The sequence below is a fragment of the Allosphingosinicella sp. genome, from assembly GCF_036387215.1.
GTDB lineage: Bacteria > Pseudomonadota > Alphaproteobacteria > Sphingomonadales > Sphingomonadaceae > Allosphingosinicella.
Genome location: NZ_DASVUE010000274.1, coordinates 1 through 7,067, shown reverse-complemented (window position 1 = coordinate 7,067; position 7,067 = coordinate 1). Strand labels below are relative to the sequence as shown.

Annotated in this window: 12 protein-coding genes and 1 pseudogene; 7 read left to right on the top strand and 6 right to left on the bottom strand. The window is 67.2% G+C overall.

Annotation, left to right across the window (positions count from 1 at the left end):
* The first annotated feature begins 128 nt into the window (after nucleotides 1–128).
* From VF662_RS11250 to VF662_RS11235, 4 genes are all read left to right on the top strand, one after another.
* A complete protein-coding gene (locus tag VF662_RS11250) occupies nucleotides 129–506 on the top strand; it encodes a hypothetical protein (RefSeq protein ID WP_464141127.1) in 378 nt (125 codons plus the stop codon).
* Nucleotides 507–509: 3 nt separating this feature from the next.
* Nucleotides 510–716 carry a hypothetical protein gene (locus VF662_RS11245; protein WP_464141125.1) on the top strand — a complete coding sequence of 69 codons (207 nt, stop codon included), beginning with the start codon at nucleotides 510–512 and terminating at the stop codon, nucleotides 714–716.
* Between the two features lie 33 nt (nucleotides 717–749).
* On the top strand, nucleotides 750–1,148 hold the full coding sequence (locus VF662_RS11240; protein ID WP_464141123.1) for a hypothetical protein: 399 nt from the start codon (nucleotides 750–752) through the stop codon (nucleotides 1,146–1,148).
* Nucleotides 1,149–1,223: 75 nt separating this feature from the next.
* On the top strand, nucleotides 1,224–2,057 hold the full coding sequence (locus tag VF662_RS11235; protein ID WP_464141121.1) for a hypothetical protein: 834 nt from the start codon (nucleotides 1,224–1,226) through the stop codon (nucleotides 2,055–2,057).
* A gap of 17 nt (nucleotides 2,058–2,074) precedes the next feature.
* Here the strand turns inward: VF662_RS11235 and VF662_RS11230 are convergent, their stop codons facing one another.
* From VF662_RS11230 to VF662_RS11220, 3 genes and pseudogenes are all read right to left on the bottom strand, one after another.
* A complete protein-coding gene (locus VF662_RS11230) occupies nucleotides 2,075–2,926 on the bottom strand; it encodes an MBL fold metallo-hydrolase (RefSeq protein ID WP_464141119.1) in 852 nt (283 codons plus the stop codon).
* A gap of 87 nt (nucleotides 2,927–3,013) precedes the next feature.
* Nucleotides 3,014–3,319, bottom strand: a complete 306-nt coding sequence (locus VF662_RS11225; protein WP_464141117.1) for a glycine zipper 2TM domain-containing protein — start codon at nucleotides 3,317–3,319, stop codon at nucleotides 3,014–3,016.
* Nucleotides 3,320–3,426: 107 nt separating this feature from the next.
* Nucleotides 3,427–3,855, bottom strand: a pseudogene (locus VF662_RS11220) (OsmC family protein).
* Between the two features lie 71 nt (nucleotides 3,856–3,926).
* On the opposite strand from VF662_RS11220, the gene VF662_RS11215 reads away from it, so the two are divergent.
* Nucleotides 3,927–4,862: a methyltransferase gene (locus tag VF662_RS11215; protein WP_464141115.1), complete on the top strand. Its 936-nt coding sequence runs from the start codon at nucleotides 3,927–3,929 to the stop codon at nucleotides 4,860–4,862.
* A 26-nt stretch (nucleotides 4,863–4,888) separates the two neighbouring features.
* On the opposite strand, the gene VF662_RS11210 is transcribed toward VF662_RS11215, so the two are convergent.
* From VF662_RS11210 to VF662_RS11200, 3 genes are all read right to left on the bottom strand, one after another.
* On the bottom strand, nucleotides 4,889–5,437 hold the full coding sequence (locus VF662_RS11210) for a hypothetical protein (protein ID WP_464141113.1): 549 nt from the start codon (nucleotides 5,435–5,437) through the stop codon (nucleotides 4,889–4,891).
* A 247-nt stretch (nucleotides 5,438–5,684) separates the two neighbouring features.
* Nucleotides 5,685–5,906 carry a hypothetical protein gene (locus VF662_RS11205; RefSeq protein WP_464141111.1) on the bottom strand — a complete coding sequence of 74 codons (222 nt, stop codon included), beginning with the start codon at nucleotides 5,904–5,906 and terminating at the stop codon, nucleotides 5,685–5,687.
* A 117-nt stretch (nucleotides 5,907–6,023) separates the two neighbouring features.
* Complete coding sequence (locus tag VF662_RS11200) at nucleotides 6,024–6,362, bottom strand: UrcA family protein (RefSeq protein ID WP_464141109.1); 339 nt, start codon at nucleotides 6,360–6,362, stop codon at nucleotides 6,024–6,026.
* Between the two features lie 257 nt (nucleotides 6,363–6,619).
* Between VF662_RS11200 and VF662_RS11195 the strand changes: the two genes are divergently transcribed.
* Nucleotides 6,620–6,787, top strand: a complete 168-nt coding sequence (locus VF662_RS11195) for a hypothetical protein (RefSeq protein WP_464141107.1) — start codon at nucleotides 6,620–6,622, stop codon at nucleotides 6,785–6,787.
* Between the two features lie 46 nt (nucleotides 6,788–6,833).
* Nucleotides 6,834–7,067: FAD-dependent oxidoreductase (locus VF662_RS11190; protein ID WP_464141105.1), on the top strand; the 234-nt coding region annotated here is incomplete at its 3' end.

Below are 7,067 nucleotides of genomic sequence, written 5' to 3'. Positions count from 1 at the left end.
AGCCGTCGACGCTGTCGATCGTGGTCTCGATCAGGCTGTTGAGCACGGTCACGTCATGCGCGCTGCCGCCGTCGCCGCCGATCCCGCCGCCGCCTGTACCTGGTTCCAGCATTACTATTCTCCTCGATTTGGAAAAGCCCGGCGACGTAACGCGTGGAGAACGAAAAGAGTGCCGCGCGAAGCCCGCAAAACAGCGCTTCCGGCGCGCCGTCCGGCGCATCCCCGGAACGGCCCGGTCCGGCAGCGCGTTCATCGGCGAAACCACCGAGGAGACATTCATGCCGGAGCGCCAGAAGCCCGAAGAAAGCGAGCGCGGCAAGCGCGCCAGCTTCGATCCCAAGACGGGGGAGGTCCATGGCAGCGGCTCGGGCGCCGGCGGCAACGGCAATCCGAGCGAGGATCATGACAGCGATCCAATGGGGGGCGGCGGGCGCACGCCCGCCGGCGGCCCGCGCCCGATCGAAGAGTCGGTGAACCGACCGATCGATCCGGACGAAGGGGTCTGACCGATGGCGGAAGGAAAGGGCCATCCGCTCCCCGAGAGCGACGAGGCGCGGCACAACGAGATTCCCGAGGATATCGCCGAGGAGAAAGGGCGGGGCGAGGAGGGGCGCGAAGTCGTCACCCCCGATCCGACCGGCGTCAATCCCGATGGCGAGCCTTACCGCTACGACGATCTGGGGCGCGGCCCCGGGGATGAGGAACCGCCGAAATAGGGCCTTCGTTGCCCCTCCAAAGGAGACTTGAACATGGCAGACGAATCCACCTCAGGCGGCACGCAAATCGGTGGCGGTCCCGGTCAGAGCGACATGGCGAGCCCCGGCGGAAGCAGCGGCACGGGCGGCTACGGCAACGCCCAGAACCAGGCCAATCACCAGGGCCAGGAAGTCCGCCCCTCCGGCCACGACATGCACCAGAGCCGCGGCGAGTTGTTCGACGAGCAGCAGGGCGGCGGTCGCGATGCCGAGAGCGTCAGCAGCGACGATGTCGCCCAGGTCGGCGGAAGCGACGGCAGCTTCGACCAGGAAACGGACGATAACGAGCTCTCGCGCCAGGCGGACGAGCTCCTCCGCGATCAGCAGGCGCATCAGGATCGCGGCCAAAGCGCCGCCGAGGCCGCCGATTTCGAACGCGACGCCGATTCCTGATCCGCCCGCATCAGGGAACTGTTCCCGGCGCCGCTCGTCTGTTACGCATCAGTTATGAATAACTGGGAGGATGCTATGGCAGAAGGATCGTCCGACAAGGGTTCTGAGAACAAGGGTGCTGAGAAGGGCAAGTCCGGCGGCGGCTCGGGCGGTGGCGGCGGTAGCCGCATTGGCGCCGGCATGGGCGATCTCGGCCAGAAAGCGGTCGAGCTCGCCAACAATCCCGTCGCTCGAAGCCTGATCGCCGCCGGTCTCGTCACCGCCGCCGCGGCGCTGACGGCCAACCAGAAGGTCCGCAAGGGCGCCAAGCAGGCGACGACCGACGCGATCGAAGGCGTCGAGGCGGCCGCCGACAGCGCCAGCAAAATCGGCGCCGCCGTGGTCGGCGCGGTGGCGGACGCCTTCCGCAACATCTTCACCGGCTCCGGCGGCTCCGAGAGCAGCGGCGGAAGCAGCTCCGGCGGAAGCAGCTCTGGCGGAAGCGGGAAGCGTTCTTCAAGTGCCAAGAGCAGCGGCGGCGGCCGCAAGGCAGCCTCTACGGCAAAGTCGGGCGCGTCCAAGGCTTCCGGGGCCAAGTCCGCGGCTTCCAAGGCATCCGGCGCCAAGTCCGCCGCAAGCCGCACTTCCGGTGCGAAGTCGGCCGCGGCCAAGAGTGCCGGCGGCAGGAGCTCTAGCTCGAAGAGCTCGGGCGGATCAGGCGGAAAGGCCGCTTCGGCCGGTTCGGGTTCCAGCTCCGGCGGCTCGGGAGCGCAGGCTTCCGGCTCCGGAGGAGGCCGCGGCAAGAGCGCGTCGGCTTCGGGGGGATCCAAGGCCAAGAGCGGCGGATCGCGCAAGAAGAACGGCGGAAGCTCCGGCTCCAGCGGTGGCGGCTCGAGCGGCGGTTCCGGCGGGGAGGGCGGCGGCAGCTGATCCCGGGTGGGGCGCTGCTAGAGCGGCGTACCCGCCTGGCAGCGCTCCAGCTCCACCACGTCGTGCGCGCAGAACACGCGCACGTCCGCCCGATGCTCCACTGAGAGCCTCCGCAGCCTTTCCTGGTTCGCAAGCCGAAGCTGGCGGTCCGTCTCCATGAGCGTCTGGTAGGCGCGGAGGCCGGGCGTGCAGTGCCGCTTCGCTTCCCGCATTTCGCCGCGGTAGAAATAGGCATCGCCGGCGTGGAGCAGCCATCCTTCCGACCTTCGGATGGCCACGCCCGCATGGCCCCAGGTGTGGCCGGGCAGCGGCACCAGCAAAATCTCTGGGGGCAGGCCCTCGAGGTCGCGAACCGTATCGAAGCCGAACCATTGCTCGCCCCCGCTGCCGTAACGCCGCCAGTTGGCAACCTCGTCGAGCTGGCTCGGGCGATAGCGGTTGCGAGGCACGAAGCCGCGGCGGGGGCCGGTCGCGGCGCTATATTCCTTGTCCATGACGTGGATCGTCGCGTGCGGGAAGTCTTCGAGGCCGCCGGCGTGATCGAAATCGAGGTGCGTCAGCACGATGTGCCGCACGTCCGAGGCGGAGAAGCCGAGCGCCTCGACCTGGCGGATGGCGGTTTCCTGCTCGCGAAGCTTGATGTTGAGCAGCGATCGCATCGTCTTCGTGATGCGCGGCGAGGGTGGCCGGTGCGGGTGGTGTACGTCCCTGAGGCCGTAGCCGGTGTCGATGAGGACGAGCCCGTGCGCGTCGGTTTCGATCAGCAGGCAGTGGCAGACGATGTGGCCGGTAAGGCCCTTGCTGCGCCCGTCGAACAATGCGCCTCCGATCGGACAATCGGTACCGCAGTTGATGTGGTGAATGCGCATTCGTCTCTCCCTCGAATGCGCCAACGAAAAGCGGGGCGCTGAGTTCAGCGCCCCGCTTCGATTGCCTAAGCTAGTCCGGAAGCGGACTTAGCGGCAGCGGCGTCCGCCGCGGTTGCGGTCGACATGGCGGCCGAGCAGCGCGCCCGCCGCAGCGCCGACGAGGGTGCCGGTGGTGCGCTCGCCGCGCGTATCGATGGCACGGCCCGCAAGCGCGCCGGCGGCGCCGCCGACGATGAGGCCGGTCGTTCCGTTCCGCTTGCGGCAGCGCAGACGACCCTGCGAATCCCGCCAGGTCTTGCCGGTGTAATAGCCGTTCTGGGCCGCAGCCGGAGCCGGCATCGCTACCGGCATCGCCAGGCTCGCGGCGGCGAAAGCGAGAGCAAATTTACGCATAACCTAATCCTTCTTCTGGGTACTCGTCCGAAACAACGCCCCCGCCGCTGCAGCGGTTGCATGAACCTAAAACAACAACAGCTGCGGGTGCCGTTCAGCCGCACGGGTCAGCCGCTCAGCCGGTGCTCCAGGCTCATCTCCGCATTGAGTAGCTTCGAGATCGGGCAATTCGCCTTCGCATCTTCGGCAAGTTCGGCGAAGCGGGCTTACTCGATCCCCGGCACGGTCGCCTCCAGGCTGAGGTCGGACCGGCTCACCTTGAAGCCCTGCCCGTCCTGCTCCAGCTTAACGCGCGCGGTCGTCTCGAGCGTGCCGTCGGTGAGGCCCTCCTTCGCAAGCGAGAACGACAACGCCATTGTGAAGCAGGCGGCATGGGCGGCGGCGATCAGCTCTTCGGGGTTCGTGCCCCGCTCCTCGCCGAAGCGCGTGTTGAAGCTGTAGGGGGTGTCGGCGAGCACGCCCGATTGCGTCGAAACATGCCCTCGCCCCTCCTTGCCGAAGCCTTCATAGCGCGCGGATCCTGTACGGGTGAACATGTGCCCCTCCTTTGCTTGATGTCGCGCGTGAAACGGCTAACGCCCCGTTTGTTCTCCACGGAAAGGCGACAATGAAGCTCTCGGACACGGCCGATACCGCGCTCCTTCGATTCCTCTCCCTCCTCGACCGCGCCGGCTACGACTTCGTGCCAGTGACGCCCGCAAGCCACACGAGGGTCCTGGCGCGGGCGCCGAAGCTCGAGGCGCGGACATTGAGGGACGTATTCGGGTGGAGCATGCCCTTCGCGCCGGATCTGCTGCCGCCCGAGATGCTGGAGCTGCTCGAAGCCGCCGGCACCCTCTCCCGCGAAGGCGATCGCCTGAAGAGCAGCATCCGGGTGGGGCGCATCCACAATGCGCTCATCATCCATTCGGCTTTCCCGACCGAGGCCGAGGATGCGGTTTTCTTCAGCCCCGACACTTATCGTTTCGCCGATTTCGTCCGCTCGGAGCTGGGCCGCGTCGGCGGAGTGAGGCGCCTCGTCGATATCGGCGCCGGCCCGGGCACAGGCGCGATCACGGCTGCGCCCCTGCTCCCCGGAGCGCGGCTGACGCTCTCTGACATCAACCCGGCCGCGCTCCGGATCGCCCGCATCAACGCACGCCACTCCGGGCTCGACATCGAGACGGTGGAAGGGGGGCTGGAGGAGGTGAGGGGCGCCTTCGATGTCGCGATTGCAAATCCGCCCTTCATGATCGACGAGAAATCCCGCGCCTATCGCGACGGCGGCGACATGCATGGCGCACGCCTTTCGCTCGATTGGTCGGTTGAGGCGCTTCGGCGGCTGGATCCCGGCGGCAGGCTTATCCTCTATACGGGGTCCGCGGTCGTGGGTGGACGCGACCAGCTGCGCGAGGCGCTGGAGCGGGAGGTGGCGGCCCTTGGCGGATCGCTCCGTTACCGCGAGCTGGATCCGGACATTTACGGGGAAGAGCTCGCCAAACCGGCTTATGCCGATGTGGAGCGCATCGCAGCGGTAGGAGCAGTGGTGGAGGCCGCCGGTTAGGGCGGCCTCCGGTACGCGTTACAAATTCAGCCGGCGACGGTGATGTCGACCTTTTCCACCCACTCGGGGAAGAAAGCCGGTTCGCGGTTCGACCAGCCGGGCGCGGTCGCGGCCGCTTCGCTGATCGACTGAAGAAGCACGCGCCTCTTCTCCGGATGGAGGTGCGGAAGCGCCGCGGCCGCGCAGAAGGCGCCGGGGAGCCACGGGCGGATCGCAGCGCCGATCAGCCGCTCGTAAAGGAAACGATAGGACGCGAAATCGGGGAGCTTGTCCTGGCCGAGGTCGAATGCGGTCATCGTGATCAGCGGGCCCATCATCGGCTCCATCTGATCGAGGCCGCTATCGTCCGGCACATGGTCGCGGATATGGTCGAGCCGCTGGTAGATGCGGGCCTGGGCGCGGATGCTTGCGGCTTCGCCGACATCGCGCGACCAGCGCTTCATTGCGTCGCGGCGGCCGAGGCCGACGTCGAGCGAGCGCCGGATGTAACGCTGGGTGCCTTTCGGGAAACTTCCGAATTCCTTGATCTCGACCAGCGTCAACGCTCCGTCGGCTGGCCTCGTACTCGTAGCCATGATCCCACTCCTCTTGCCCTGGTGAGGATCATGCGCCCCTATTGGTTACCAAGCGCTTAACCATGACCCCGCTCCCCGTTAAGAATTGAATCAGAGATTGATTCTGGCCGCAACAGATTAAGTTCCCGCCAATTTCACGTGCCGCCGAACTGTCACATCCGGGCAACAGCACGCAGGCGGGATTGGCGGAAACGCGCGGGATCGGGCGCGTCCCCTTCGATTATCCACAGAAAAAAAGTGGAGTGGCTCAGCCGTAGCCGGGGAGGGTGGTGCCCGGCTGGTCCGATCCGCCCTCGCCGTCGGCGGCGGGCTTGGCCGAACGCTCCTCCTCTTCGTCGCGTCCCTGCCGAAGCAGCTCGCGATCGTTATCGGGATTGTTGTCGGGCTCCTGCGGAGGCGTGTCCGGATTGCCGCTGAGCGCCCTCTCTTCGGGATCCGTGCCCTGCCGGTGGTTCTCGCCTTCGATCATCCTAGCCTCCGCTTGCCGGACGAACTGAACGACCGGTGGCAGGGCTCGTTCCGAACGAAGAAGGGCTCGCCGGCATGGTAAGCAGCCGGCGAGCTCGCGGGGAACGATGGAGAGTTGTTACTCGGCGCGGAGCGCGAGCCGCACGTTCGAGCTGGTGGCGCCCATTGCGAGCTCCGCCTGGCTCATCGCGCTGGCCCGGACCTGCTCCTGGCAGTCGATGACCGACTGGCGCAGGCTGAGGTCGCGGGTCGGAACGGCGCCGCAGACCTTGTTGGCGGCCTGGCGGACCCGGCGCTCCAGCGTCTGCATGCCCTGCGGCGCGTGGAGGTTGAGGTCGGCGATCTGGATCACGGCCGTGCTCTGATCGGTGTCGGCGGCGAGCACGGGGGTGCTGAGAGCCACCATGCCGGCGGCAAGGGCAGCCCCGGCAATCGCGGAGAAAATGCGTGAGGTCATGTCGGTCTTCCTTCCTGGCAAAAATTCGGTTGCGGCGAGGAGGCCCTGTGGGATGAAGCAGGAAGCCCCCTGCGCCGCTGATTTGGGGGTATCCGAGGCGCCGGGTCAGCGCCCGCCGATTTCGATACGGGTGCGCAATCGAGCGTCGAACCCGCCAGCCAGCGACGAAAAGGGCCGCCGGCGCGACGAGCGCGAGCGGCGAAGCGCGAAACAGTTGCGCTCCGGCTTCGTTGGGAGCGGGAGCAAAGGAGATTCGAATGCGCAGCAACAGCGGCGGCGGAAAGAGCAGCAACAATACCGGCAATCCCACGCTCGAAGAGCATGAGCGGACCAACAAGGGCGTCAGCGGCAACGCCATCCACGGCGAGAAGAAGTCGAAGGGCAGCGACCGCCTCCGCACGGATGCGAACGACAAGTCACCCTGATCCCGGCTGGTTTACCGCCGCACCTTCGGCGGACAGGGCGCAGTGAATGGCGACTGCGGATTTCCTCGTGATCGGCGGCGGCATCGCCGGCCTTTCCGCCGCTGCGCGGCTTGCGCGGCACGGCAAGGTCGTGGTGCTGGAGGCTGAGGAGGCGCTCGGCCGTCACAGCTCCGGCCGGAGCGTGACCTTCTCGCATTACGGCATCGGCGATGCGGCGGTGCGCGGCCTCACCTCCTACAGCCGCGCCTTCTTCCTCGATCCTCCGGCGGCTTTCAGCGAT

What these genes read in the sequence shown, in the direction of transcription:
- VF662_RS11245 (WP_464141125.1), top strand. Translation starts at nt 510, where the DNA reads ATGGCGGAAGGAAAGGGCCATCCGCTCCCCGAGAGCGACGAGGCGCGG.
- VF662_RS11200 (WP_464141109.1), bottom strand. Translation starts at nt 6,362, where the DNA reads ATGACCTCACGCATTTTCTCCGCGATTGCCGGGGCTGCCCTTGCCGCC.
- VF662_RS11235 (WP_464141121.1), top strand. Translation starts at nt 1,224, where the DNA reads ATGGCAGAAGGATCGTCCGACAAGGGTTCTGAGAACAAGGGTGCTGAG.
- VF662_RS11215 (WP_464141115.1), top strand. Translation starts at nt 3,927, where the DNA reads ATGAAGCTCTCGGACACGGCCGATACCGCGCTCCTTCGATTCCTCTCC.
- VF662_RS11240 (WP_464141123.1), top strand. Translation starts at nt 750, where the DNA reads ATGGCAGACGAATCCACCTCAGGCGGCACGCAAATCGGTGGCGGTCCC.
- VF662_RS11205 (WP_464141111.1), bottom strand. Translation starts at nt 5,906, where the DNA reads ATGATCGAAGGCGAGAACCACCGGCAGGGCACGGATCCCGAAGAGAGG.
- VF662_RS11230 (WP_464141119.1), bottom strand. Translation starts at nt 2,926, where the DNA reads ATGCGCATTCACCACATCAACTGCGGTACCGATTGTCCGATCGGAGGC.
- VF662_RS11195 (WP_464141107.1), top strand. Translation starts at nt 6,620, where the DNA reads ATGCGCAGCAACAGCGGCGGCGGAAAGAGCAGCAACAATACCGGCAAT.
- VF662_RS11210 (WP_464141113.1), bottom strand. Translation starts at nt 5,437, where the DNA reads ATGGCTACGAGTACGAGGCCAGCCGACGGAGCGTTGACGCTGGTCGAG.
- VF662_RS11225 (WP_464141117.1), bottom strand. Translation starts at nt 3,319, where the DNA reads ATGCGTAAATTTGCTCTCGCTTTCGCCGCCGCGAGCCTGGCGATGCCG.